The sequence below is a fragment of the Acidipropionibacterium jensenii genome (genome assembly GCF_005890135.1).
GTDB classification, from domain to species: Bacteria; Actinomycetota; Actinomycetes; order Propionibacteriales; family Propionibacteriaceae; genus Acidipropionibacterium; species Acidipropionibacterium jensenii.
In genome coordinates, this window is sequence record NZ_CP040635.1 from 1059574 (window position 1) to 1084802 (window position 25229).

General features: G+C 67.0%; 21 protein-coding genes. 11 read left to right on the plus strand and 10 right to left on the minus strand.

The features are described from left to right. Positions 1-19 precede the first annotated feature (19 nt). The 4 genes from FEZ32_RS04585 (at position 20) to glsA (ending at position 2461) form a co-directional block, all read left to right on the plus strand. On the plus strand, positions 20-457 hold the full coding sequence (locus FEZ32_RS04585) for an OsmC family protein (protein ID WP_138680053.1): 438 nt from the start codon (positions 20-22) through the stop codon (positions 455-457). 222 nt (positions 458-679) lie between these two features. After that, a complete protein-coding gene (locus FEZ32_RS04590) occupies positions 680-1120 on the plus strand; it encodes a hypothetical protein (RefSeq protein WP_138680054.1) in 441 nt (146 codons plus the stop codon). Next, positions 1117-1419, plus strand: a complete 303-nt coding sequence (locus FEZ32_RS13880; RefSeq protein WP_138680055.1) for an SHOCT domain-containing protein — start codon at positions 1117-1119, stop codon at positions 1417-1419. Before FEZ32_RS04590 ends, FEZ32_RS13880 begins: the two co-directional genes overlap by 4 nt. A 25-nt stretch (positions 1420-1444) precedes the next feature. Continuing rightward, positions 1445-2461: a glutaminase A gene (gene glsA, locus FEZ32_RS04600; protein WP_138680056.1), complete on the plus strand. Its 1017-nt coding sequence runs from the start codon at positions 1445-1447 to the stop codon at positions 2459-2461. 30 nt (positions 2462-2491) lie between these two features. On the opposite strand, the gene FEZ32_RS04605 is transcribed toward glsA, so the two are convergent. From FEZ32_RS04605 to FEZ32_RS04625, 6 genes are all read right to left on the minus strand, one after another. Then, positions 2492-2953 carry a hypothetical protein gene (locus tag FEZ32_RS04605; protein ID WP_028703209.1) on the minus strand — a complete coding sequence of 154 codons (462 nt, stop codon included), beginning with the start codon at positions 2951-2953 and terminating at the stop codon, positions 2492-2494. A 129-nt stretch (positions 2954-3082) separates the two neighbouring features. Beyond that, the gene (locus tag FEZ32_RS04610; protein WP_138680057.1) at positions 3083-5389 is read right to left on the minus strand and encodes a sensor histidine kinase; all 2307 of its coding nucleotides are present in this window, start codon (positions 5387-5389) and stop codon (positions 3083-3085) included. Positions 5390-5454: 65 nt separating this feature from the next. After that, the gene (locus FEZ32_RS13490) at positions 5455-6177 is read right to left on the minus strand and encodes a response regulator (protein ID WP_161971578.1); all 723 of its coding nucleotides are present in this window, start codon (positions 6175-6177) and stop codon (positions 5455-5457) included. Between the two features lie 166 nt (positions 6178-6343). After that, positions 6344-6847, minus strand: a complete 504-nt coding sequence (locus tag FEZ32_RS13495; RefSeq protein ID WP_217496623.1) for a hypothetical protein — start codon at positions 6845-6847, stop codon at positions 6344-6346. A 763-nt stretch (positions 6848-7610) separates the two neighbouring features. Beyond that, entirely contained in the window at positions 7611-9947 is a 2337-nt protein-coding gene (locus FEZ32_RS04620; RefSeq protein WP_175415720.1) for a sensor histidine kinase, read from the minus strand. A 397-nt stretch (positions 9948-10344) separates the two neighbouring features. Continuing rightward, positions 10345-11478, minus strand: a complete 1134-nt coding sequence (locus FEZ32_RS04625; protein ID WP_175415721.1) for a zinc-binding dehydrogenase — start codon at positions 11476-11478, stop codon at positions 10345-10347. 368 nt (positions 11479-11846) lie between these two features. Here FEZ32_RS04625 and iolE point away from each other — a divergent pair, with 368 nt between their 5' ends. Together iolE and FEZ32_RS04640 are read left to right on the plus strand one after the other, a co-directional pair. Continuing rightward, positions 11847-12734: a myo-inosose-2 dehydratase gene (gene iolE / locus FEZ32_RS04635; protein ID WP_097828625.1), complete on the plus strand. Its 888-nt coding sequence runs from the start codon at positions 11847-11849 to the stop codon at positions 12732-12734. A gap of 229 nt (positions 12735-12963) precedes the next feature. Continuing rightward, positions 12964-13743, plus strand: a complete 780-nt coding sequence (locus FEZ32_RS04640; RefSeq protein WP_138680061.1) for a GntR family transcriptional regulator — start codon at positions 12964-12966, stop codon at positions 13741-13743. A 151-nt stretch (positions 13744-13894) separates the two neighbouring features. Here FEZ32_RS04640 and FEZ32_RS04645 read toward each other — a convergent pair whose 3' ends face one another. Further along, on the minus strand, positions 13895-14701 hold the full coding sequence (locus FEZ32_RS04645) for a hypothetical protein (RefSeq protein ID WP_138680062.1): 807 nt from the start codon (positions 14699-14701) through the stop codon (positions 13895-13897). Positions 14702-15153: 452 nt separating this feature from the next. Between FEZ32_RS04645 and FEZ32_RS04650 the strand changes: the two genes are divergently transcribed. The 5 genes from FEZ32_RS04650 (at position 15154) to FEZ32_RS13890 (ending at position 19752) form a co-directional block, all read left to right on the plus strand. After that, positions 15154-16485: an aminotransferase-like domain-containing protein gene (locus FEZ32_RS04650; RefSeq protein WP_138680063.1), complete on the plus strand. Its 1332-nt coding sequence runs from the start codon at positions 15154-15156 to the stop codon at positions 16483-16485. Positions 16486-16639: 154 nt separating this feature from the next. Beyond that, positions 16640-17584 (plus strand): D-alanine--D-alanine ligase family protein, encoded by a 945-nt coding sequence (locus FEZ32_RS04655; RefSeq protein WP_138680064.1) that lies wholly within the window; start codon positions 16640-16642, stop codon positions 17582-17584. Beyond that, positions 17577-18374: an SURF1 family protein gene (locus FEZ32_RS04660; protein ID WP_097799717.1), complete on the plus strand. Its 798-nt coding sequence runs from the start codon at positions 17577-17579 to the stop codon at positions 18372-18374. Before FEZ32_RS04655 ends, FEZ32_RS04660 begins: the two co-directional genes overlap by 8 nt. 149 nt (positions 18375-18523) lie before the next feature. Next, positions 18524-19255 (plus strand): type 1 glutamine amidotransferase, encoded by a 732-nt coding sequence (locus tag FEZ32_RS13885; protein ID WP_138680065.1) that lies wholly within the window; start codon positions 18524-18526, stop codon positions 19253-19255. 5 nt (positions 19256-19260) lie between these two features. Further along, positions 19261-19752, plus strand: coding sequence for a DUF3817 domain-containing protein (locus FEZ32_RS13890; RefSeq protein WP_338028428.1), 492 nt, complete (start codon positions 19261-19263; stop codon positions 19750-19752). An 881-nt stretch (positions 19753-20633) separates the two neighbouring features. Here FEZ32_RS13890 and FEZ32_RS04675 read toward each other — a convergent pair. The 3 genes from FEZ32_RS04675 to rsmG form a co-directional block, all read right to left on the minus strand. Beyond that, the gene (locus FEZ32_RS04675) at positions 20634-21782 is read right to left on the minus strand and encodes a ParB/RepB/Spo0J family partition protein (protein ID WP_138680067.1); all 1149 of its coding nucleotides are present in this window, start codon (positions 21780-21782) and stop codon (positions 20634-20636) included. 3 nt (positions 21783-21785) lie between these two features. Beyond that, positions 21786-22787 (minus strand): ParA family protein, encoded by a 1002-nt coding sequence (locus FEZ32_RS04680; RefSeq protein ID WP_138680068.1) that lies wholly within the window; start codon positions 22785-22787, stop codon positions 21786-21788. 1448 nt (positions 22788-24235) lie between these two features. Then, positions 24236-24871 (minus strand): 16S rRNA (guanine(527)-N(7))-methyltransferase RsmG, encoded by a 636-nt coding sequence (gene rsmG, locus FEZ32_RS04685; RefSeq protein ID WP_420809259.1) that lies wholly within the window; start codon positions 24869-24871, stop codon positions 24236-24238. Positions 24872-25229: the final 358 nt, after the last annotated feature.

The window sequence follows — 25229 nt, forward strand, 5'->3', positions numbered from 1 at the left end:
AGAGCACCAAGAGGTCGTCATGCCGTCAGCCACCAAGAAGGTCACCGTCACCCGCAAGTCCGAGGGACGCTATGTCGCCACGAATGCGCGCGGCGGTCAGGTTCGACTGGGTTCGGGGGCCGACGACGACTTCACGCCGGTGGAGCTGCTGCTGGCGGCGATCGGCGGCTGCTCGTCGGTCGACGTCGACCTGGTCACCAGCCGGCGCGACGAGCCGCAGCAGTTCGAGGTGGTGGTGAGCGGCCAGCGGATGGTCGACGAGACCGGTGGCAACCGTCTCGACCCGGTCACCCTGGACTTCGCGGTGCACTTCCGCGACACCGACGAGGGCCGGGAGGCCGCCGGGCTGGTCAAGCGTCTCGTCAAGCTGTCCCGCGACAAGGAGTGCACGGTTGCCCGGACGGTGGCGTCGTCGACCCAGGTGACCTTCAAGGTCGACGGGAAGACCCTCGACTGAGGCTGGTCGACTGAGGCTGGTCGACACCGTGTGAACCGACGCCGTGTGAACCGACGCCGTGTGAACCGACGCCGTGTGAATCGACACCGTGAGAACCCATCGCCGGTTCGGCCCCGGAGGGGGACGGGTGGGATAGGGTGTCGCTCTGACGGCACCTCGGACCGCTCCTGTGGTCTGAGCACCCTATGCCGTCCACAGGCCCACCAGAGAAAGAGGCTGTCAGTGGCTACCGAACTGTTCTCTGGACCCGTCGACTACGTCGTCTTCGCCTTCGATCGCGGAGCCGACCTCAATGACGGACTCCAGACTCTCCTCCAGCAGGTCGAGGACGGCACCATCGAGGTCCTCGACATGGAACTCATCACCCGCGACCCGGCCACGGGCACCGCGACCAGGGAGGCGCTCAGCGGACTGGCCGCGTTCTCGGCAGTCGATCTGGAGATCTTCAAGGGAATCGAGTCCGGCATCCTCGACGAGGAGGACATCGCCACGATCGCCGCGGAGATCCACGACGACCAGTTCGCCCTCGTGGTCGTCTACGAGGACCGGTCTCTCGCCGCGACCGCAGCGGCCTGGACGCGGGCCGGCGGAACCGAGATTCTCACAGGTGGGATCGCCGTCGCCGATCTCGAACTCGCCGTCACGGAAGGACAGCCCTCATGAGCCTGCTCCGCACTGCCGCCCGCGCCCACGTCGCGACCAGGGTCATCGGCAGCACCCATCGCCGTCAGAAGCAGCGCTGGGCCGCCCAGAACGCGGCCCCTGCGGCCCCGCCTGCACCGCCCGCCGCCCCGCCGTCCCCCACGGCACCGGCTGCCGCCCCGGCAACCGCGCCCGCCGGGAACTCCTCGACTGCGACGATGCTCGACCAGTTGACCCAACTCGGCCAGCTGCGCGAGGCAGGAGTGCTCACCGACGCCGAGTTCGAGGCCCAGAAGCAGCGGATCCTGGCCGCCGGATAGGCGTGTACCCCCGCATGGCCGCCTGATGATCCCCTCCGGGTCCGACAGCGTCGAAGACATCGACCACGTCGAGCAACAGGTGTCGACCGGTCACCTCCCCGCCTGGGAACAGGTCGAGAGGCTGACCGTCGAGGCCCACGATCGTTACCGCCACCTCGATGACGGCCAGGTGGCGGACTACATCCCCCTCCTCGCCGAGGCGGACCCGGCGTCATTCGGCATCTCCGTGGCGGAGGTCGACGGTGCGACCCACGACGTCGGCGACAGCGGCCACCCGTTCTCCATCCAGTCGATCTCCAAGGCCTTCGTGTACGCGCTGGTGTGCCACTCACGTGGGCATCGGATCGTCAAGGGGCGCGTCGGGGTCAACAACACCGGACTTCCGTTCAACTCGGTGATGGCGATCGAGCTCAATGACGGACATCCCATGAATCCCATGGTGAACGCCGGCGCCATCGCCACCACCGCTCTGATGCCGGGTACCGACAACGCCGAGAAGTGGGAGTCGATCCGCACGGGACTGTCGGCATTCGCGGGGCGCCGGCTCGAGGTGGACGACGAGGTGTACGCCTCCGAGATGGCGACCAATGTCCGCAACCGGGCGATCGCCCAGCTGCTCCAGAGCTACGGCCGCCTTGACGGCGACCCGGTGGAGACGGTCGACGTCTACACCCGGCAGTGCGCCCTGATGGTCACCACTCACGACCTGTCCGTGATGGGCGCCACTCTCGCCGACGGCGGGGTGAACCCGGTCACCGGCGAGCAGGTGATCCCGGCGGCCGTGTGTCGCGACACCCTCTCCATGCTCGCGGCGAGTGGCATGTACGAGCGGTCGGGAGAGTGGCTCTTCGAGATCGGGATCCCCGCGAAGTCGGGAGTGGCGGGCGGCATCGTCGCGATCGCCCCTGGAAAGTGCGCGATCGGGGCGTTCTCCCCGCGGCTGGACCCGGCGGGAAACAGTGTGCGCGGCCGATGCGCGATCGCACACCTGTCGCGGGCACTCGGGCTGAACGTCTTCGCCTCCCGGGCCGAGAGTCAGTGACCCGGACTGCTCGGCGTCAATTCTCCGACCCTATCGGATCACGTTCCGCACGAACCGATGAATTCTGTCGAAGAGCGGCTCCTGATTGTAGGCCTGTTGTACGCAGTGATCTCCATCACCGGTGACGTAGGGAATGTCCAGCCAAAGTGTGTTCTTGTCATTTCTCAGGGTGTAGTTTCCTGCAATGAAGTTGACCGATACGTCGATGAGTTCATCGGTCGCCTCCAAGAGATCGGAGAACTGTCCCGAGTCCTCAAGACGCATCACCTCTATGCCGCAGGACAGGAATGAGGATACTTGCTCCTCATAGATGAAACGAAGCAGGGCGCTACGCGTCGATACCGTGCCCGTGAGCCTGAACTCTGATTCATCTACAGACAACCAGTTCACTCTTGTATGGCAGTTTCTCAGCGCCTTCTCAGAGTGTTCATGCCACTCCAGTCGATGCCGCAGAAAACGGTCCTCCAGATTCTCCCCCGGGATCTCACCCATGGCGTCTCACTGACTTGTCTAACAATGTCGACATCATGCTACCTGGAGTGTCGCCGATCCTCTGATGCGCAATCGTCACCGAAGCTCTGAACAACACGGGCCATGAAGGAATCGGCCAGGTCGACACATTCAGCGCGGGCCGGCAGCAGTCTCGGTCTGTTCGGCACCCTGCTGGCAGTCTTCGGGTGCCGGCGCGTCCCCGCCGGGAGTCCTCGGGACTGTGAGAATCACCAGCAGATCGTCGCCGTCCGCGATGACCTCGGCACTCACCTGACCCGCGGACCCACCGCCGCCGAGGATCTCGGAGACTCCGGCGGCCGCCCCGGGCGTCGCCCCGGACAGCGCCACGGTGGCCTGCCCGGGGGATGATCGGGGAGCCCAGCGGCAGGTCAGTCTGGCTCCCTCGCCGGCCTCCCCGGCGAGCCGGACACACACCCTCCGGAAGAGAGCGGCCATCTCGGCGCGGTCGGCGTCGACCGGATCGACGCCGGTCATCACGACGGTGGCGCCGCGTTCGCGCGCCTTCCGGAAGCTTCGGTGCATGGTCGCGGAGACCACATGGGGGGCGACCAGCAGGTCCCTGGTGGAGGCCTCCAGGATGGCGCACTCCCGACGCACCTCAGCGTCGATCGGCATCCCCGCCGACAACCTCTCGAGCATCACCAGAGGATCCCCGCCGATGGCCGCCAGACGACGCTCGGTCTCCAGCCGCACCGCGTCGGCACGGGCCCTCCGCCGAATCGCCTCGGAGATCCTCCGACGCCGGTCACGGACCATCTCCAGGGCGGCGTCCATGCTGCTGGCAGCCCAGGCGGCCCCCATCGACATCACCACCGGGAAGCTGAACGAGCTCGCCCGGCTGGCCATCAGCCAGCCGATGCCGTGGCCGCCGAGGATCGCCGCTCCGGCCGTCACCACGGGAAGGCTCGCAACAGCGACCAGCCACCACAGTCGGCTCCGGGTACGCCATGCCAGTGGTGCGAAGACTCCGAGGCTGAATCCGATGAACCACTCCTGCCACTCGGGTTCAGGGGTCAGCCGCAGGTTGGCCAGCATGATGATCTGCGCCGCCATCGTCGCGACCGCCAGCAGGGTGCAGATCCGGAGATTGAGCCTGGGCCAGCACATCGCGGCGCCGACGCTCAGCACCAGGATGGCCAGACCGAGATCCTCGATCCGCCAGTCGATGACGTATGGGCTGCACGGCACTCCCATCGACAGGCTGATCAGCAGACAGAGGATGAAGAATCCCACCATGGCTCGGAAGGCGGGCAGTTGACCGACCCGGACCTGCTCACCGGTGGGGGCGTGCCAGCTCATGGTGACCGTTGTGCCGTTGCCGGGGGAACTGAGGATCTCGGCGAGACCGCCGCAGCCTGCCATCGTCTCCCGGACCGACCCCCGCAGGCCGTGCCGGTTGTCGGGAACCTGATCAGGGTCGAATCCGCAGCCCCGGTCGCGCACCGTCAACTCGCCCTGTCCGTCGTCGAACCGGCCCACCACACTCACCTGAAGGACGCCGGAGTGCCTGGCCACGTTGGTGAGGGCCTCCCCGGCAGCCCTGCGGAAGCTCTCGGCGACCCGCCCCAGAGGCGACCCCTCGATCTGGACCTCGGCGTCCAGGCCGATCGCGCGGGCCATCTGTCGGATCTGCTGGTCGAACTGGTCCAGATGGCTGCGTGGCCCGGTGCCCGCCAACGCCGCCAGGGCGTCGCAGGCGAGCTGGCGCACCGGCTCGGCGACACTCGGGTGGGCCGCCCTGGCGGCCGAGCCCAGGGCGTTGAGGACCTTGTCATGGATGAGGGCGTCCCACCGGCTCGACTCCGCGAGAGCCTCCTCGGACTCGATGAGTTCCTGTTCGGTGCGACGCGACTCCCGGTCGGCCCGCTGAGCCATCCGGACGCTCGTCACCACGGTCATCCAGGCCATCGTGGTGACGATGCCGATCGTCCCGTAGTAGGCGGAGTTCACCCAGCTGAGAGATCCCAGTTCATCGGTTCCGTCGAGCACGGTGCCGCCGATCGCGACGGTGGCCAGAATGTCGAGGACGGCGAACGGCCAGGACAGACAGGTCCACGCGGCGGCCGCCGCAAGGACCGCAGAGTGCGCGAGAGAGGGCGCCAACTGACCCGGGGTGACCTGCCAGAACAGGGCCGCGACGACCACGCCCGCCAGGCACAGTCCGGTGTGGACCACCAGAGCCGGACGGGCCGAACGGCGTCTGAGGACCGCCGTGAGGATCCACCCGGTGGTGAGGGTGAGGGCCGGCAGCAGCACCCCGATGATGACGGTGTCGCGCGAGGTCATCTGGTGCGCGCGCCACTGGTGGATCGTCGAGCTGGTGCTCAACGCCATGCCGAGCAGGACGGCGAACGCGCCGATCAGGTCGGAGGTCCGGTCCAGACGCCGGCCCGCACTGGGGGCCAGGACTCGCAACAGACGCCACGGTGGCCGTCGTGGACCACTCGCGGGCAGATCATCGGCGCCCACGAGGATGCGCCTCAGTGAGGCTGGGGGCCCTCGCAGTACCCGTCCTCCACTGCCCTGATGTACAGATCGGTCCGGGTCGGGGCGGGCCTGCCCGCCGCGATGTACTTGCCCCGGATGCGCTTGAGCCAGGTCCCGACGGTGTCACCCTGGACGCCCATCCTGCGGGCGATGGTGGCGGCCTTCAGTCCGGCCGCGAAGAGCCTGAGTGCCTCCTGCTCGCGTTCTGCCAGGTGCGGCATGATCCAGGTCGGGTCGGACACCACCTGGGCCCACTCCTGGGACAGCCAGGGCTCGCCACCGGCGACGGTGGCCACCGCCTCGGCGAGGGTGTCGGCGTCGGCGTTCTTCTCCAGCATCCCGGCCGCACCGGCAGCAAGACAGGCCTGCAGAACGCTGGGCTGCGCCTCCTGGGAGAACATCAGCACCGGCGCACCGAGATCCCTCACGATCCGGGTGACGTTCTGGTGCGGCAGGGAGCCGTCGTTGAGACGGATGTCGAGCAGCACGACGTCGGGTCGGATGCCGCTGGCCAGCAGCTCGTCGACGGTGGCCGCGCAGGTGTAGTCGGCGATCGGCATCCGTGTCGCCAGGACGACGCGCACCCCCTCGAGCAGGACCGGGACGTCGTCGACGGCAGCCAGGACAAGCGAATGCTCAAGGCCGGTCGGGGGCTTGCTCGACGGCGCGGCGGCCGAACGGCGAGCAGCAGACGGTCCGTTATCAGCGTGCATCATGCTTGTCACGCCAGCATGGTGACACGACACGGTAACGCTCGGTGGCAGTGAGCGAAAAGTGGTCACTCCGGTCGTGCCGGGCAAGGGGAGATGCCGGACCTGTCCCCTGAACAGGGGACAGGTCCGGACCCCGCCGGTACGGCGCGGCGTGAGTGACGCGGGTCTGTCAGGCCAGGTGGTCGATGCGACTGCTGACACTCTGCGCGAACTCGGCGCAGTCGATGTCGGACAGCGATGGCGAGCCGGCGCCGCCCTTGTCCTCGGCCTTCCTGGCCGCCAGAGTGATGGTATTTCCATAACGTACGAGGCACCCTCCTGTCGCCAGTCCAGAGGAGGAGCTCGAGTCATCCGTGGGCAGTGCATCACCATTGGTGGAGAATGTCGGCCGCTGAGATGATGCGAGCACTTGCAGCATGTCCACATGAGTCATCTTCTGCTTGACAGCACTGATGCAGGAATTGAGGGCGTCGCCGTGAAACTTTGTCCGACTCAGGTTCGCCCTGACCTCGTCACCGGAGTACTGGCCATTGCCGTCGATGCTGCCGTAGTACGAGTTGTTGGTGAGACTCATGATCGCTGGTGAGAAGACGTTGCCCGCCTCGTCGGGATCCATCGTGGGTTGCCTGTTCAGCCACCAGAACCCGCCGCCGAGCACCAGTGCCAGAACCACCACCCCGACGCCGGCTGCGACCAGCCACCTACGCCCGATCCTCACTCGCAGCGGGGTGCGTCCAGGAGCCGGCACCGATGCCCCTGCAGGCGGTGCGGCCGGGTGTCCGGCGCTGTCGACATAGAACACCCATCCCTCCGGGGGATCCGGCCATTGCGCGTCGGGAATCCAGCCCAATGGGGGAAGATATCCCGGATCGGGTGACGCCGGCCAACCCGGCGCAGGTACGAATCTGACTGCGGGGCCATATGACTACATGAGGCGAGGCTACTGACGTGTGCCCACCCCCGACCATCCCCTGTTGAGGGGACAGATCGGGAGAACCTGTGCGCCGGGTTCTTGTGTACCCGGGATCGGGGACGAATGGTCTCTGGACGACGGATCCCCTCAATTCATACCCTTTTCGCGGGGGCTGGCGATTGACGCCTGACATCATGACTCGACCGATTCTCCGGGAATCACCTCGGGTTCAGGATCCTCCCCCCAACAGGTGTGCACAGGAGATGGAGAAACACCAGTGTTCCAAGGAACTGTCCCAAGGAGATCAGCTCAGCGGAGCGAGGGGCTCCAGCACAGGCGCAACGCGGGCATCCTCGCGGTGACCGGATTCCTGCTGGCGGCCCGGTCCTCGGAGTTCTGGCGATCTGGCAGGCGGGCAAGGCCAGCAGCCTGAGCGTGAGATCAACCGGCTGGATGGTTCTGGGAGTCGTCGACATCATTGCCGGGATCCTCGTGACCAGCACGATCCTGTGAGACCCGGCCGTCATGCGGCGCCGATCAGGACCAGGAGATCCCCATCGGCGTCGATGATCTCGATGCCCGGCGTGCCCGCCATGCCCACCGTGCCCGCCGTGCCCGGCGTGCTCCTCCCGGTGGCGTCCCGAAGCCGTGCCAGAACGGTCTGCCGCCAGGACTGCCCACCCTGCTCGCCGGTGGAGTCGACGCCGTCACCAACCGTCGCACCATTCTCACTGACCAGCGCCACGGTGGCGGCGTCCCCCTCGGCGCCGGGATGCCAGCGGCAGGTGAGCCGCTGGCCGGCTCCGGCCACCTCCGCCAGGATCGCGCAGGCCCGCCGGAAGGCCTGGGCGGCGTCCAGGGACGCATCCTCGATCGCCTCGCCGCCGGTAATGGTGACCCGGGCTCCCCGGCGCCGGGCCCGCTGGAACTGGGCCTGCATGGTGTGGTCGAGGATGAAGGGGGCCACCAGGAGATCGCGGGTGGAGGCCTCCAACAGGCTGCACTGCTGCTTCACCGATCCGGTGATCGCTCCTCCGCAGGCCAGGTAGTCGAGCATCTCCATCGGCGCCCCCTTGATGGTGGCCAGCCGCCGCTCGGTCTCGTGTCGGGTGGCATCGGCGCGGGCCCGTCGTCGGAGGGTGTCGAGGGTCGCCTGGTGGCTGTGAGCGATCTCGCGCAGTGAGCTCCTCATGCTGCGGCCCGCCCAGGCCGCGGCGATGGTGAGGGTCAACGGCCAGGTGTAGGAGCTTCCCCTGCTCAGCATCACCCAGAAGGGATTCGCCCCGTTGATCAGGGTGCCGACCACTGTCACCACCGGCCAGCTCGCCACCACCACGACCGCCCAGGATCTCCTCATGGTCCGCCATGCGAGGGGGGCGAACACTCCCAGCCCGAATCCGATGAACCACTCCTGCCAGGACTGGACCGTGCCGGTGTGCAGATTCCCGAGCATCGCGACCTGGCAGCACACCGTCAGCACCGTGATGACGACCTTGGCGTTGCGGCTGAGTGGACGCCAGCAGAAGGCGGCGATCACGAGGCCGATGAGCATGACCGTCAACCCGATCTGCACTCTGGTCTCGATGACGTCCTCGCTCACGAACCAGCCGAGAAACAGGCTGATGGCCAGGGCCTGAGCCAGAAAGACGACCATCGCGCGGAAGGACCAGAACCGCGCCAGATGAACCGGTTCGGTTCGGGGATCGTCCCACAGCAGGGTGATGGTCGTGCCCCGGCCCCGGGCCGAGTCGATCCGGGCCCGGCCCCCTCTGACCTCCATCGCGCTGACGATCGATCCCCGCAGGCCGTGCCGGGTCTCGGGCACCCGGTCGGGGTCGAATCCGCATCCGTCGTCCCTGATGACGAGTTCGGCATGTTCCGGCGTGAACCGCCCTGTCACCCGCACAGACGCCGTCCCGGCATGTCGGGAGATGTTGGTGAGCGCCTCCTCGGCCGCTCGTCCCAGAACGCCGACGATCGACGACGGCGGTTCCCCGGTGATGTCGATGTCGGCGTCCAGCCCGCGCAGCCGGGCGGCGTCGACCAGTCTTGCGGACAGTCCCCTCGCCGGGGGATGGATCTGGTCCTGACTGAGGGCGTCGAGAGCCTGGCGCGACAGCGTCCGGGCGGCCTGCTCGCAGACCAGTCCCGGATGGGCCACCGTGGCCAGGGCATTGAGCACGTGATCGTGGATGACGCCGTCCCACCGACTCGACGCCGCGGCGGACTCCTGGGCGGTGACGAGCTGGGAGACCGCTGCCGCGGAGCTGTCGCTGGCGCGCTGGGCCATCTGGACGGCCGAGACGATGGCGGTCCACGCCATCGTCGCCACCAGCCCGATCGCACCGTAGTAGGCCGAGTTGCCGATATTGAGGACGACGGCCTCGGTCTGGCCCACCGCCCCGGTCCGGGCCATCACCACGCCGCCGAGACTCACCGTGAACAGCTGGTCGACGACGGCCACCGGCCAGGTGAGGCAGGTCCAGGCCGCGGCGGCACCGAGCTCGACGGCGAAGGTCATCGGGGAGAGGAACTGGCCCGGGGAGGCCTCCCAGAACCCCAGGAAGACCAGCACCGAGAGAAAGCACACCGCGGTGTGCACCACCAACGGAACGCGGGCGCTGCGCCGCCGGACGACCGCGGTCGCGATCCATCCCGTCGTGATCGCGGTGAGGGGCAGCAGGGTGGCGACGATGACGCCGTCGCGCGGCGTCAACTGGTGGTGGAACCACTGGAATCCGGTGGCGCCGATTCCCCAGAGCAGACCCAGGCCGTTCATGAAACAGCCGATGACGTCGGCCGTGCGGTCCAGGTGCGGGGTCGCTGGACGCGACACCCACCGCCGCGGGTTCCAGGACATGGACCTCACGTCACGGGCCCCACGAGCGTTGGATCGGGTGGCCGATCCGAGGTGCGCGGGTCCAGGTGCGGACATGCCACCACCGTATGGACACTCCTGGCGAGCCGCCATCCCCTCTTTGGGGACACCCCAGGGATCGGTGACACCCCAGGGATCGGTGCCCTGAGCGTGTTGAGGCCCCGACCGAACCCATGACCCGGCTGCGGTCATCGCCCTGAGCGTGTCCCGGGGTCCGGCGCCGATCCCGATCCCGTTCCCGACGCCGATCCCGTTCCCGACGCCGATCCCGCTCCCAGCGCCGATCCCGCTCCCAGTGTCCGTGCGACCGACCTCGCGTCGGCCGCACGGACCACCGGGTGCTCATACAGCTAGTCCGTGGCCCACCTCATCGAGGAGGTCACAGCGACATGTCGACCACTCCACGGCCCTGGATGTGGCCCTGCCGCAGCAGGTCGTACCCCTCGGCGACGTCGTCCAGGGAGAACCGGCGGGTGACGATCTCCTGGTAATTGATCGCTCCGGCGGCCGCCATCCGCACCACCTCGGGCAGGTCCTGGCGGGTCCGGGCGCCGTAGTTGCCCAGGATCGACTGGGAGCGGCGCACCGTCCGGTTGATCTCGACCTCGGCGGTCTGCACCCCGGCACCCAGCCCGATCGGGACCATCCGACCGCCGTCGCGCAGCGCGTCGAGGGCCGAGGCCCAGGTCTGCGGGCGGCCCAGGGCCTCGAAGGCGACGTCGACCCCGCGGCCGCCGGTGGCGGCGAACACAGCGTCGTGGACATTGGCGGTCATCGAGTTGACGACGTCGGTGGCGCCCAGAGCGCGGGCGGCCTGCAGCTTGTCGTCGGCGACGTCGATGGCGATGATCTGCTTGGCTCCGAAGGCCTTGGAGATCTGGATGATGTTGGAGCCCACCCCGCCGGTGGCGACCACCGCCACCGTCTCGCCGAAGCGCAGGTCGGCGCCGCGGCGCACCGCACCGTAGGCGGTCATCGCCGCGCAGCCGAGGATGGCCCCGGAGACCGGGTCGATGGCGTCGGGGACCGGTGTCACGGAGGTGGAGGGGATGACGCAGTACTGCGCCAGGCCGCCCATCGAGTACATCGCGATCGGGGTGCCGTCCAGATCGGCCAGCCGGGTGGTGCCGTCGTAGAGCTTGCCCTGGATGCGGTTGAGGTCGAAGAACGGGGCGCACAGGTCGTCGCGACCCTCGGAACAGGCCTCGCACTGGCCGCAGGGCATCAGGAAGGCGCCGGCCACCCGCTGACCCACCTCCAGCGCATTGTGCTCATTGCCGGGGCCGACCTCGACGATCTCGCCGGCCACTTCATGGCCGAGCACCGCGGGCAGCGGGAAGGCGATCGCCCCGCTGATCACATGCAGGTCGGAGTGGCACAGACCGCATCCGCTGACCTTGACGAGTACCTCGCCGGCCTTCGGGTGGGGGGTCCGGATGGTCTGCACCTCCAACCCCTTGTCGATGCTCCGCAGCACAGCGGCGCGCATGGTTTCAGGAATTTGTACCGACATTCTTGAGTCCTTCATTGGAACCAGAATTCACTCGAACCGTGGTCGTTCACGGTGTCGGGAATCATCCTAACCGATCCCGCAGCATTTTGTGCACACAAAGCGGGACTGTGCACCGAGAGCCCCCGTCCCTGGCCGCCAGATCGACCGCGGACACCGACCCCGACGCCGTTCCGGCAGGGTCCCGGCATCATCTCAGCACCGCCCCCACCCCCGGTGTACACCGACAGGGAGTAAATGTATTGACATAGATGGCGTGCCGAGGCAGACTTATCCCGACGTCAACGACTGACGGCTGCGCCCATCCGGGCGGTCGGAGTTGGCGGACGACGAGCGTCCGCGCGATCCGCCCCGGCAACTGCGAGGAGATCATGAGCACCATCAAGCTGGGTATCGCCCCGATCGGCTGGACCAACGATGACATGCCATCGCTTGGAGGAGACACCACTTACCAGCAGATTCTCTCCGAGGTGGCTCTGGCGGGGTTCCAGGGCACCGAGATCGGTAACAAGTACCCCAAGGACCCCGCCGTCCTCAAGCCTCAGCTCGAGATGCGCGGCATCCGGATCGCCGCCGCGTGGTGCGGCCTCCACCTCACCACCGAGCCCTACGAGAAGGTCGAGAAGGAGTTCATCGCCTTCCGCGACTACATGGCGGCCCTCGGCGCCGACTGCATCAATGTCGCCGAGCAGGGTCACACGATCCAGGGCAGCCGCGACATCCCGATCTTCGACGGCAAGCCCACCTACACCGACCAGGAGTGGGACAACCTCACCACCGGGCTGGACAAGCTGGGCGACCGCGCCGCCGAGGCCGGCCTCATCATCGCCTACCACCACCACATGGGCACCGGCGTCCAGACCACCGCCGAGATCGACCGGCTGATGGACAACACCGATCCCTCCAAGGTGAAGCTGCTGCTCGACGTCGGCCACCTGCTGTTCTCCGGTGAGGACCCCCAGGACATCGCGACCCGCTACGCGGACCGGATCGGCCACGTGCACATGAAGGACGTCCGCCCGGCGATGGTCGCCAAGGCCCACGACGAGCACCTGAGCTTCCTGGACTCCGTGCTGGCCGGCGTCTTCACCATCCCCGGCGACGGCGCCACCGACTACGGCCCGCTCCTCAAGCCGGTCATCGACGCCGGGTACCAGGGTTGGTTCATGATCGAGGCCGAACAGGACCCGGCCCTGGCCGATCCCTTCGTCCAGGCCCTCAACGCCCGCAAGTACCTGCACGAGACCTTCGGTCTCTGAGTTCACTCGGGGGACCGACGCCGGTCGGCGTCGGTCACAGGGGCGTCGGACGGCGGCCGGTTCGTCGGAACCGGCCGCCGTCCCCTTCCCTTTCCGGGCGCTGCATGTCATGTCACAAATTCGCTGCCGAACGAACCTTCCGTCGCTACACTGTGGGACGTTCGACTGATACTGGCTTTATGTTCTCTCATGGACCGCCAGCCCGCCCTCCCAACCCCATCCAAAGGCCATGACGACGACTTCAACCTCAGCTGCCGACGGTGAGGCAGACCAGCCCTTCATCCCGCAGATCGATCTGGACCGCGACTCCGCCGATCCGCTCTACCGGCAGATCTCCCAACCCCTCGAGGAGTTGATCCTGTCGGGGGCCCTCAAGGCCGGCCGGCTCATCGAGGACGAGGTGTCGATGGCCCAGCGCCTCAGCGTCTCACGGCCCACCGCCAGGCGCGCCCTGCAGGACCTGGTCGCGCGTGGACTGCTCACCCGCAGGCGCGGCGCCGGCACCCGCGTCACCCCCTCCCATGTCAGGCGTTCGCTGTCCCTGACCTCACTCAATGACGACCTGGTGAAGTCCGGGTTCAAACCGCACACCCAGGTGATGAGCTACCAGGTGCGGCTCGCCAATGACGAGGAGGCGGCCCTGCTGCACTGCGAGGAGGGCCACGAGATCGTCCGGATCGAACGACTCCGACTCATCGACGAGCGTCCGCTGGCCTTCATGTCCAACCTGCTGAGAGCCGACATCGCCCCCTCCCTCACCCAGCTCAGTCAGTTCGGCCTCTACGCCTGCCTCGATGAGCGCGGGCTGCGTCCGGTCGCCGCCGAGCAGGCGATCGGCGCACGGTCGGCCAACGACGCGGACGCCTCCCGGCTGGCGATCTCCGCCGGAGCGGCCCTGCTCACCATGCAGAGGACCGCCTATGACGCCAGGGAACAGGTCATCGAGTACGGCTCCCACGTGTACAACGCGGCGCTGTACTCCTTCCAGTTCAACCTCACCGCCAACTGAGTCACCGGACGGATCCTCGGCCGGTGGTCAGTCCGGGCCGAGAGGGACCTCGCGAGTCGGGACCACGGGTCTGAGGGCCACGACGCTGGCTGTTCGTGCTCCGTGCCCCAGGTCTCCGCGCAGCCCACTCTGAGCACCACCGCCGCGGGCGCTACTGCCTCTGGGCGCTGTTGGGCTCGGGCGCGACCTCGGGGGACCACCGTCTCACCCATCCCAGGATCCGGTGACCCCAGTCGTCGGCGACCACCGTGCCCCGCAGGTCCAGATGCAGTCTGCGCACCGGTGCGGCATCCAGCGGGTCGACCAGCCTGAACCCCAGACGCTCCCACCAGGTGGTCGGGGCGACCCGCGGGTCGCGCGACAGCGTCTCGACCCCGCCGGCCTCGATCGCCGTCACGCTGCCGTGGAGTCGGCCCACCAGGAAGCTGGTGAGCTGATGGCCACCGGCCACCGAGTGGAAGGGATCACGATCCTCCACGGCTGCGCCGGCCGCGCCCCAGCCGGAGTCTGACGAGTCGTCATGTCGGTTGGTCGATTTATCGACATTGTGCCAGCGGCCAGGTCCGTTCTCGCCATCTCGACCGTGCCGGCCCAAAGCCACCGTACCGTGCCCAGAGCCACCACCAGACTCATTGCCGCACCCAGTACCGTGCCCCGCCGCGCCATTGCGACCGTGTCCGGAGCCGGCGTCCCTGCTGTGCCCGGGCTGGGGAGCAAGGGCGGCCACCACGACCGCGGCTCCTCGCGCCCGAGGGATACGACCCATCGGATGGCCGGGGGGCAGGACGTCGCCCGGTGCGACCAGCAGGAATCCGAGTCCATCGGGGCCGTGGTAGCTGACGCCGATCATTCCCCAGGTCTCCAGTGCCGCCTCGGCCCAGTCGGGCAGCGGATCGCCATGGCCCAGCCCCCACATATGAGCGGCCGGATCGTCCGGGAGACCGCGAAGTCGATCCACCAGATCCCGCGTGACGGGGCGCAATCGCCTGAGGGGCATCCGGACCTCCTGCCCTGGAGCAGCATCCGAGTGGTTCCCGGACCGTGCTCCCATCCTGCCGCACACCCGCCATCCCCGACAGCCGGGCTCCAGAACCGCGTCGACCTCGTCCCCGCAGGGTGCCGGTGCGGCCACTCGAGCGGGCACCCCATTGCCGCAGAACGGGCTCGCGGAGTGAGAAACCGCACAATTTCAGCCGTGTCATTCTAGGTACCGGACCGGATTCTGAGGCACAGTAGCCGGGTGAGTATGACAGACCGACTCAGCCAGACCACACCCGACCTCGCACACCTCATCGCTCCCGCTGCGGGCGCCGCCGAGGCTGTCGGGCCGCCGCGGCTACTGAGCCGGCCCGCGCCGGTTCGCAGCACCCCACCCCCACCACCCTCAGCACGAGCAGCGAGCGCACCGACATGACACCTCACGAACAGCAGCCCACCCGCCACCAGACCCGCATCGACACCACCTTCGACCACTTCCACCGGCTGTACGCCAACCGCACCCTGGGCCTCAAGACCTCCCCGGTGCGCGCCCTGTTCGCGGTTGCCAACCGTCCCGAGGTGGTGTCCCTGGCCGGTGGCATGCCCAACATCAGCGACCTCCCGCTCGACGTCGTCGGCGACGTCCTCAAGGATCTCATCGGTGCCCGGGGCGCCCAGGTGATGCAGTACGGTTCCGGGCAGGGGGAGCCCGAGATCCGCGAGGGGATCTGTCAGGTGATGGCGGTCGAGGGAGTCCACGCCGACCCGGACGACGTCACCGTCACCTGTGGCTCCCAGCAGGCGCTGGACCTCGTCACCAGGATCTTCTGCGATCCCGGGGACGTCGTGATGGCCGAGTCGCCGAGCTATGTCGGGGCGCTCAACACCTTCGCCTCCTACGAGGCTCAGGTGGTCCACGTGGGGATGGACGAGGAGGGGATCGATCCAGAGGACCTCAGGGTCAAGGTGAGCACCGCCCGTCGGGCCGGCAAGCGGGTGAAGTTCCTCTACACGATCCCCAACCACTCGAACCCGTCGGGGATCTCGCAGAGCCTGGAGCGGCGCCATGCGCTGGCCGAGGAGGCCCGACGACTGGATCTGCTGGTCGTCGAGGACAACCCCTACGGCCTGCTCAACCTCGACGGTGACCCGCTGCCGACGCTGCGTTCGATGACTCCCGAGAACGTCGTCTACCTGGGATCCTTCTCCAAGACCTTCGCGCCCGGGTTCCGGGTGGGCTGGGCGCTGGCACCGACCTTCGTGCGCGAACGCCTGGTGCTGGCCCAGGAGTCGGCGACCCTGTGCCCGCCGGTGTTCAGCCAGTTCGCGGTGGCGACCTATCTGAGGAGCTGGGACTGGCGCAAACAGGTTCGGGTGTTCATCGACATGTACCGCCAGCGGCGCGACGCCATGCTGGAGTCGCTGGCCGAGCAGATGCCAGAGGGCACCACCTGGACCCACCCCTCGGGGGGCTTCTTCGTGTGGTTGACGATGCCCGACGGGCTGGACTCGGCCGCGATGCTGCCGCGTGCGGTCACCGAGCTGGTCGCCTACACCCCCGGCACGGCCTTCTACGCCGACGGGCGGGGACAGCAGAACATGAGGCTGTCGTACTGCTATCCGACTCCCGAGCGCATCCGGCTGGGTGTCGACCGGCTCGCCGGGGTGATGCGACGTGAGCTGGACATCCGCGAGACCTTCGGTGTCGGACCCTCTGTCGGCTCGCGTTCCCGCGATCTCGGCCCCGGGCCCAACTCACTGTGACAGTGGGCCGGGCTTCCCGCTGCAGTGCAGGACGTCGTGCGGGTCGCCGGGGGGAGCTGGTTGCGGTCTGTCATGTGGGCCGTGGTGCGGTCCGTCAGGTGCTCGCGAGGTGTCGGCCCGACGTCGGGCGGTACCTCCTGACAGAATGGGCCCCATGAAGCACCCCGTCGTCGTCGTTGCCGGTGGTCTGAGCCACCAACGAGATGTGTCCTTGAAGTCCGGCCGCACCGTGGCCCAGGCCCTCCGCCGAGCCGGTCACACGGTGGTGGAGACCGACGTCGACTCCGGTCTGGTCCCCACCCTGCTCGGCACCGAGGGGCTGGTGGCCTTCCCGATGCTGCACGGCGGGGTCGGGGAGGACGGCGCCCTGCCCGAGGTGCTGCGACTCCTGGGGATTCCCTATGTGGGCTCGGGACCGGCCACCTGCCGGGTGTCCTTCGACAAGTCGATCGCCACCAGGATCGTGGCCGGGGCCGGCGTGACGACGCCTCGCCAGGCGGCGCTGCCACATGACATCTTCCGCGAGCTGGGGGCGGTCGAACTCGTGAAGGCCCTCACCGAGCGCATCGGACTGCCGCTCATCGTCAAGCCCGCACGGGGCGGGTCGAGCCTCGGGGTGACCAAGGTGACCGACGCCGCCGACCTCCCGCAGGCGATGGCCACCGCCTACGCCTATGACGACATGGTCGTCATCGAGCAGTTCATCACCGGCACCGAGCTCGCGATCGGCATACTCACCACCCGGGAGGGCACCGAGGTGCTGCCCGCCGTGGAGATCAGGCCGGCCAGTGGCGTCTACGACTACGCGTCCATGTACACCGCCGGGGAGACCCGGCTCACCGCGCCGGCGGACATCACCGAGACCCAGGCCCGGGCCGCCGCAGAGATGGCCCGGACCGTCCAGCAGACCCTCGACCTCAACGGCATCTCGCGGGTGGACGCCATCATCGATGAGCACGGACGACCGGTCTTCCTGGAGGCCGGGGTCGCCCCCGGCATGACCGGCACCTCCCTGGTGCCGGTGGGCATGCGAGCCGCCGGTGTCGATCTGGCGGAGGTCTGCTCCCGTCTGGTCTCCGACGCCGCCCACGATGCCTGATCCCACCGAACCTGTGTCGCGGACCTCCCGGGAAGGTGCATCGCCGTCGGCCGCACGTCGTGGACGCTCGGGCAAGGTCTCGGTTCGCCTCACCCAGTTCCTCCTGGTCACCCTCGGACTGGTGCTGGCCGTGGTGATGACGGGGCTGGGACTGTGGCAGATGAACGTCTTCGAGTCGCAGCGGGCGAGTACCGCCCAGGCTCGCGCGAGCCAGCAACCGGTCATGTGGTCCGGAAACCAGCAGCGTCACAGTGAGGCCGGCGACGTCTACGGACGCCGCGTCCAGGTGACGGGCAGCTACCTCAAGGACACCCAGGTCCTGGTCGGCACCTCCTACCCGTTGCGTGTCGTGACGGGACTGAGGATGACCTCGGGTGAGGTGATTCCGGTGGTCCGCGGGCAGGTGAGCCAGGTCTCCAAGGTCACCGCGCCACCCAGCGGCACCGTGACCCTCGTCGGCGTCCTGCTCGCATCCGATGCCCAACCCACCGAGGCACAGAGCCCGTCGGTGCACATGCCGGCCTCCATCCTGCCGGCACTGCGTCTCGAGGTGCTGGCCCAGTCGTGGCCGGAGCCGATGGTGCCGGGCTACATCACCCTCGGGAAGGACGACGCCGCACGCGGAGGCATGCAGGCGGCCACCCTGCCGCTGCCGAAGACCGACGGTGGGGCACGCAACCGCAGCTATGCGCTGCAGTGGTGGGCCTTCGCGGCCTTCGCCCTGGGGATGTCGATCGTCTTCGCCCGGGCGGCAGGCAAGAACCGCAACGGTGGGAACGCACGGCACTGACCGTGGTTCCGGCGTCAACCGGCCAGTCACTGCAGGGCACCCAGCTGGAGTCATACCGTCCAGGTGACGATTCCAGGCGTCCAGGTGACGATTCCGGGCGTCCAGGGTGGTAACACGCTCGACACGGGCATCTGCCTAGGATCCTCGTCATGACTCTGATCCGCGTCATCGTGCACCAACCTGAGTGCCCGCTGGGTCACCTCCAGCGGGTGTGGACCGATCTCGGCTGCACCCTGGATGTCATCGAGGCGTGGCACCAGCCAGTACCCGAGTCGATCGACGACGCCGACGCTCTGGTCGTGATGGGTGGCACGCAGAACTGCCTGGACGACGATGTCTGGGGCTGGTTGCCAGCTGTCAGACAACTGATCCGCTCGAGTGTTTCACGTGAAACACCGTTCCTCGGAGTGTGCCTCGGACTTCAGCTCGCCACCGTCGCACTCGGTGGGGAGGTGGGCCGCAGCGATCACGTCACGCTGGGAATGACTCCAGTCGGACTGCTCGACGAGGGCCGGGAGGACCCTCTTGTCGGCGGCCTCGCGGGATCGGAGGCCATTCACTTCAATGACGACATCGCCGTCAGCCTGCCCACGGGTGCGACTCGGCTTGCCACCGACCCCACCGGCCAGCCCCAGGCGGTGCGGTTCGCCCCGCGTGCGTGGGGAGTCCAGTTCCACCCCGAGGCCGATCAGTCCATCTTCGACGGGTGGCTGCGGCTCTCTGAGACGTCGGGATGGCAGGTCCGTGCGTCACGGGAGACGGCGCTGACTGCTTCCCAGCAGATCGGGGCGGCCGACTCGGCCCTTGCAGATGTCGCTGCCGACCTCGGCAGGCGGTTCCTCGCAGTGGTCGAGGCCCCTACCGGTGTCCGAGTAGCCTGAGGGGCGTGCCCGAGCAGCATCCTGTCGACGACGTCACCAGTGACGCGTTCTATGAGACCCCCGACCAGCCACGAGCCTCCGACGGCGGATCCGAACCCACACAGTCCGGCCCCGACGATCAGGAGCCCTGGATCCTGCCAGACGACATCCCCGCGGTCCGTAGCGCCCTGCTGCGCTACCGGGTGATGGCTTACGTCGTGGGGACTCTCCTCATCGTGCTCGTCTGCGTCGCCATGCCCCTGAAGTACTTCGCCGACATGCCCCAGATGACCAGTGTGGTCGGCGTCGCCCATGGGTGGTTGTACGCACTGCTGCTCATCACCGCGTACATGCTGGGAAGGAGAGCGGGCTGGCCGCTGTGGAGACTGGCCATCATCGCCCTGGCCGGGACCGTGCCATTCCTGTCCTTCGTCGCAGAGCACTACGCGCGCACCGATGTGAATCGCCGCATCGCTGAGTCGACCGCCTATTACTCCGACTCGCCGGAACAGGCCTGAGGGCCAACCGAGCTCGGTCGGCACACCTCGTGACGAGGGGACCTGGCGGCCCGCTACCCACGACCTGCCAGTTCTACCCCTCGCCGAGTCGAGTGGGTGTCACCTGTCGCCAAGACAAGGCACGTGCCACTCTCCTCCTGACCGGCCAGTCCCACCTGTCGCCAAGACAATGCAGCGCCAGACTGTCTGCCTGACGAGCCAGTCCCAGCCAGCTCCCTCAGGCCGCAGGAGAGGCATGTGCGCCGGTCGGGGTAGTCTGCTGCTGTCAGCAGGAGCTGACGCATGCGGACTCCTGTGGCCCTGGCCCACTGGGAACCAGGGCTGTGCGGTCAGATGGCCACACTGGTGCCAATCATGATCCACATCTCCATGCCAGCATGATCATCTTCTATTGTTCCTAGCCAGAAGCATGATCTGATTGTTCTGCGGCTCTCTCGCAGCGGCACTGAGAGGCTCTTCTCCGGCACTCAACCAGCACTCGACACGCAGACGTGCCGTCTGGCCCCACCCCACATGGCTCACTGCCGCCCGAAGCTACTGGGCAGCAGAGTTCCACCGTGACGACCACAGCGTGGATGGGTTGCCGGCCCCTCACCCGCGCACGGCGACTGGACAAGCCTCACCTTCGTCGGGCTCGGCATGGGGGGACTTGCCGGGAGAGCTTGTGATCATGGACGTGGTGCCCATGCTGAACCCGCCCTGCCGTTTGCCGCTCTCACACTGCGGCACTCGTCACCCTTCAGCGCACAACCGGGCCCCGTGGCGCTCACCGGATCCTGTGACGCCCGCCTGCCAAGGCGGGTGCAGGCTTGCCAACCGCGTCCCCCGCTGAGCGGGACCACGACCGACACGTCTATATGTCGACAAATCGATATATAGATCTAGTGATCTGTCGCTGGCTCCTGGGTCCGCTCCAGAATCCCCATAAGGCGATCAAGGTCGTTGTCGTCCTCGAAGCCCAGGGTAATGGTTCCCCGACCCTTCCTGCGCTTGACCTTCACCTCGGTGTCGTAGACATCGGCAAGCCTAGTGGCCAGCTGAAGGGCGACCTCGTCGCTTCCGGGCTTGCGGCGGATATGCGGCTTCACCGTGGTCTTCGAGTCGTTGACGGACTTCACCAAGGTCTCAGTGGCTCTTACGCTGAGCCCTTCATCGACGATCTTCTCAGCGATGCTGACCTGATCCTCCGCATCCTTGGCACCGAGGAGTGCGCGAGCGTGGCCGGCTGTGAGGTATCCATCGATGAGGTGCCGTTGGACGGGTCTCGGCAGCCTCATGAGCCGCAGAGTGTTGGCGATCTGCGATCGGGACCTCTTGATCCTTCTGGACAGCTCGTCCTGGGTGCACTCGAAGTCATCCAGCAGCTGCCGATAGGCAGCAGCCTCCTCGAGGGGATTGAGCTGAGCACGGTGAAGGTTCTCCAGCAGGGCGTCACGCAGTAGATCCTTGGACTCAGTGGTCCTGACGATTGCGGGAATCCTCTCGAGTCCCGCCAGCCGGGTAGCCCGCCAGCGGCGCTCGCCCATGACCAACTCATAACTGTCGCCCTCTGGACGCACCACGATGGGCTGCAGCAAACCGACCTCGGCGATCGACTCAGACAGCTCGAGGAGCGCCTCCTCGTCGAAGGTACGACGGGGCTGCCGTGGATTGGGATGGATCTTGTTCACAGCGACCGACTGAAGACGAGAACCATCCACCAGTTCCGTGCCCTCGGTCTGGGACCAGCCGTCACGATGGGGTTCCTCGGGTGCGGCATCCCCCTGGCCGTGTACTGGTTCTGAAGCCTGCGAGCCAGTCACCTGGTCAGCGTGACTGTCGGTCGAGGAGCCGGTCGTCTCGGTCTCCTCTGGAGTCCGGCCCGCGGCATCCTCATGTCCGGATGGCCGCGTCAGTGTCGCTGCGTCAGTGTCAGCCTCTGTCACGGTGCCGTCGGGAGTGGGTTCCACGGGCTTGGTGCCGACCGGCGCCGATGGCTGGAAGAACTCGCCGAACCCTCGTCCCAGCCCACCCTGGTGCTTGCTCGCCATGATTTATGCCCTCCTCTTCCGCTGTCCCTTGGATGTTGACTTCCCTGTGGTCCCGGTCTGACCAGCACTGACCGTGGCCTTGCTGTGCCGCTTGGCGAACTCGGCGGCGGCCGCCCGGTAGGCCACTGCTCCCGTTGATCGTGGCTCATAGGTCAGGACCGATCGCTGGTAGCTGGGCGCCTCGGCAACACGAACGGATCGTGGCACCAGCGTCGTCATCACCTCACCTGGGAAGTGCTGGCGCACTTCTTCGACCACATCGGCCGAGAGACGGGTGCGCTTGTCGAACATCGTCATGAGAATGCTGGTCAGCGTCAGCTGCGGATTAAACGCCTTCTGAACAGCCGTGATGGTGCGCTGCAGCTGAGTGACCCCCTCAAGCGCGTAGTACTCACACTGGATGGGGAGCAGGACCTCGTCAGCTGCGACGAGGGCGTTGATGGTGAGCAGTCCGAGAGAGGGCGGACAGTCGAGGATCACGTAGTCGATGTCGTGGTCCTTCAGGTGCTCATCGATGGCGTCCTTCAGCCGCCTCTCCCGATTCTGAGCCATGGCGAGCTGGAGCTCCGCACCCGACAGGTCGATCGTGGCGGGAACCACTTCCAGCCCCGGAGTCTCGGGACTCATCTGCGCCAGTGGGGAGATCTTCTCCTGGTCGACCAGCACTTCGTAGGTGCCGGGTGTTCCGATCTCATGCGGAATCCCCAGGGCCGTTGAGGCATTCCCCTGTGGGTCGACATCAATAAGCAGGACCCTCAGTCCACTCATCGCCAGGCCGACTGCGAGATTGACCGCCGTCGTGGTCTTCCCGACTCCACCCTTCTGGTTCGCCACTCCCACCACACGCCGAGTCGTCGGCCGGGGGAGAGTCAATGGAAGAGCGCGCAGCTCGGCCTCATCTGCTTTGTCGGCCTCGGGGCTCTGCTGCTCCGGTACGTCTGACACCTCGAAGGCCGCGCGTTTGGGAGCGTCCTTGTAGACCGGGACCTCGTCCTTCATGGATATCCTCCGTGGCTATGCGTGGAGTGGATGTACATGCCCATCGCAGTCACATGCAGCATCGATGTTTCACGTGAAACATCGCGTGTTCCACACAATGCCGACTGACCGCGGGCCGCAACGACACTCTAGCCGTGGGTCACCCCAGGTTCATCACGACACAGTCCAGCTGTGGACAACTTCCCCTGACTCAGAACAGTTATCCACAGGAGGCTGCATCGTCGAGGCAGCGCCACGGATCGCGGACCTGGTTTGAAGGGATCATTGCTGCCTCTCGCCTTCCCGGCCGCACCGGGTGCACCGGGTGCACCAGCCAGGGCTCGCAACACCTGGCACCTGGCACCTGGCACCTGGCACCGACATGGTCCTCATTGCGCTCTCCCACTGAGAGTCTTCACCTGACGCTCTCTTCCCCAGCTGATCGACGGCGGGACTGCCGCCGGCCCCGATGTCGACTTATCCACATATCCACAGGCTGTCCACCGCTTGAGCCCCGCACACGTCGAGGGTTAGTCGGCGTAGCTCCGCGACTCGTCGTAAGACGGTGTGCCAACCTCCCGGTTCAACCAGCTGACCTCGGCCCACTTTGCCCGCCGCTGTGTCAGCCCAACCACTCTCACGACGCTGCTCGGCTGTGGCTTTCGTCCCGCCCTGGACTCCGGACCCAGACTTCAGAGTCGGCCTCCCGACTCCGTGCCACGACACCCTGACCTGCCCGCCCCAAGGCTCACCCCGAGTTCATCATCGGCAACACCCGAGTTCAGCCCACTCGCCTTGGGACCGCAGTGTTTTCCCCGCGGTGTGTTCGCGATGAAGTGGTCTTCACGATGGATGGCGTGTTGGTGGACCCCGGGACGTCGAGCCAGTCACTCGCCGTGCGGGCGCCCATTCCATCTTCCGGCGACGCCATCCAGGATCACGCGGCACATCCTGATCAGGTGCTCCTCACAACCGTTCGGTGACTCAGCGGACGCTGGCCCCCCTCTCAGGGCGCCGGCCCACGGCCGCTTTCACCGACGAGTCCCCTTCGATGTTTCACGTGAAACATCCACACACATTCGGAGACACCTGGGACCCATCTGATCCTCACGCCGCAGGTCGCCGCTCGGTTGACAGGCCTTCCGGCTGAGCCCCTCCCAACCCGACCCGAGCGCCGGGATGTACGGCGAACTCAACCCAGCCGCTTCTCGTTCAACCGCTTCTCGCGCCACTCAGTGGGGAGCTCGCGAAGGGCCGCGCTGCCCAACCGGAACACGTGTCCGCCGCACTCACAACGGCACGGACACAGCCCTGATCGTCGCCGCAGTCCCACGCGGGCCTCCTTGATCACCAGGACGCACCGCTGGCAGGCCACTCCCAGTGCGCCGCTACTGGACTCCGGGACGACATCGACGATGGCGCGACCTCCAGTCACGACGGCCCACTAGCCCGGGCGTCGTGACAACAACCCGGAGTCAGTTGCTCCTGCCAACTCGCACGACGTGTGTCACCTGGGCCTGTGGATGAGAACGCACAACCAGGACCTCGGCCTCCAGGCCCCCGGCCTTCAGCGCCTTGGCCGACCCCTTCACTTCGTCGGCAGCCGACACTCCCTTCAATGCCAGCAGGTACCCATCGGGAAGGAAGAGGCTCTTCGTCCAGCCAATGAGGGTCGGCAGCTTCGCGACCGCCCTGGCGGTGACGATGTCGAAACGCTCATCGCAGTCCTCAGCCCGGGCGCGAAGAACATCGACGCGATCCCCAAGACCCAGCTCCTCAACCACCTGGCTGAGGAAGTTGAACCGCCTGAGCAGGGGCTCCATGAGAGTCACCCGCAGGTCGGGGCGCTGGATGGCCAGAGGGACTCCAGGAAGTCCAGCGCCACTGCCCACATCAGCAACACGCGATCCCTCCGGGATGAGAGAGGTCAGTGCGGCACTGTTGAGAATGTGCCGCTCCCACACCCTCGGAGCCTCCTTGGGTCCCAGAAGACCCCATTCCACACCGCGCGATGTCAATATGTCGACATATTGCTTTATCTGCGCGAGTCCGGTGTCGAACACCTCAGCCGCAGTCTGAAGTTCGGAATCCTTTGTTGCCATGCCTGCCATCTTTCCCGACATCTTCGCTCTTCGCACGTGCGAGGTCTCCCATCTCATCGCTTCCGTGCCACGCACCGCGGCAACACTCTCAACCCGACACCCTTCGAACGACCGAGGAGCCGGACTATGCTCCTGCCAGAGCCACGGGTCACGTGCGGATCCGGCGCCGGTTCCCCGGCCCAACCATGATCACCAGACCGGTCGAGATCATCGGCTCGCTGCGCGTCAGCTTCCGGCAACACTCCTTCCCCGGACCATGATCAACACCCCATGTGCCGCTCTGCAGCCATGCTGCGCCGACCGGATCACAAGAATTGTTGGAGAGCTACCCGGGCCGCTTCTCCAGCCCTTTTAGGATCAGTTTCAA

What these genes read in the sequence shown, in the direction of transcription:
- FEZ32_RS04585 (WP_138680053.1), top strand. Translation starts at nt 20, where the DNA reads ATGCCGTCAGCCACCAAGAAGGTCACCGTCACCCGCAAGTCCGAGGGA.
- FEZ32_RS13880 (WP_138680055.1), top strand. Translation starts at nt 1,117, where the DNA reads ATGAGCCTGCTCCGCACTGCCGCCCGCGCCCACGTCGCGACCAGGGTC.
- glsA (WP_138680056.1), top strand. Translation starts at nt 1,445, where the DNA reads ATGATCCCCTCCGGGTCCGACAGCGTCGAAGACATCGACCACGTCGAG.
- FEZ32_RS04605 (WP_028703209.1), bottom strand. Translation starts at nt 2,953, where the DNA reads ATGGGTGAGATCCCGGGGGAGAATCTGGAGGACCGTTTTCTGCGGCAT.
- FEZ32_RS13490 (WP_161971578.1), bottom strand. Translation starts at nt 6,177, where the DNA reads ATGATGCACGCTGATAACGGACCGTCTGCTGCTCGCCGTTCGGCCGCC.
- FEZ32_RS04620 (WP_175415720.1), bottom strand. Translation starts at nt 9,947, where the DNA reads ATGTCCTGGAACCCGCGGCGGTGGGTGTCGCGTCCAGCGACCCCGCAC.
- FEZ32_RS04625 (WP_175415721.1), bottom strand. Translation starts at nt 11,478, where the DNA reads ATGTCGGTACAAATTCCTGAAACCATGCGCGCCGCTGTGCTGCGGAGC.
- iolE (WP_097828625.1), top strand. Translation starts at nt 11,847, where the DNA reads ATGAGCACCATCAAGCTGGGTATCGCCCCGATCGGCTGGACCAACGAT.
- FEZ32_RS04640 (WP_138680061.1), top strand. Translation starts at nt 12,964, where the DNA reads ATGACGACGACTTCAACCTCAGCTGCCGACGGTGAGGCAGACCAGCCC.
- FEZ32_RS04650 (WP_138680063.1), top strand. Translation starts at nt 15,154, where the DNA reads ATGACACCTCACGAACAGCAGCCCACCCGCCACCAGACCCGCATCGAC.
- FEZ32_RS04655 (WP_138680064.1), top strand. Translation starts at nt 16,640, where the DNA reads ATGAAGCACCCCGTCGTCGTCGTTGCCGGTGGTCTGAGCCACCAACGA.
- FEZ32_RS04660 (WP_097799717.1), top strand. Translation starts at nt 17,577, where the DNA reads ATGCCTGATCCCACCGAACCTGTGTCGCGGACCTCCCGGGAAGGTGCA.
- FEZ32_RS13885 (WP_138680065.1), top strand. Translation starts at nt 18,524, where the DNA reads ATGACTCTGATCCGCGTCATCGTGCACCAACCTGAGTGCCCGCTGGGT.
- FEZ32_RS04675 (WP_138680067.1), bottom strand. Translation starts at nt 21,782, where the DNA reads ATGGCGAGCAAGCACCAGGGTGGGCTGGGACGAGGGTTCGGCGAGTTC.
- rsmG (WP_420809259.1), bottom strand. Translation starts at nt 24,871, where the DNA reads ATGGCAGGCATGGCAACAAAGGATTCCGAACTTCAGACTGCGGCTGAG.